The organism is Streptomyces sp. P17 (assembly GCF_032436805.1).
Lineage (GTDB): Bacteria > Actinomycetota > Actinomycetes > Streptomycetales > Streptomycetaceae > Streptomyces.
Map to the genome: position 1 here is coordinate 1 of NZ_JAVRBF010000930.1, position 266 is coordinate 266.

Here is a 266-nt window from a genome sequence, read left to right on the forward strand (position 1 = left end):
TCCAGCTCGAAATTGGCTACATCTTCGAGCGATTCGAAAGTGTTCCCATCATCACCTTCCGCCTCGGCCAGAAGCTGAGACCGAATGTAGGTCTCGACGTCTGACTCCGGACCGAACATGAAGACATTGCCGGAATAACGCGGATTGCGCTCAATCAAAGTGATCGTACCGGCCAGGCCGTTCGTGACTCGATCCTGCTTCGACGGTGCCTCGTTCTTCGTTGCCATGACTCGATTGTGCACCGAGAACTTCCGACGAACACGACC

Annotated in this window: 1 protein-coding gene; it reads right to left on the reverse strand. The window is 54.9% G+C overall.

Annotated features, from left to right (window positions below):
* Nucleotides 1-227: hypothetical protein (locus tag RMT89_RS43480; RefSeq protein WP_315889277.1), on the reverse strand; the 227-nt coding region annotated here is incomplete at its 3' end.
* Nucleotides 228-266: the final 39 nt, after the last annotated feature.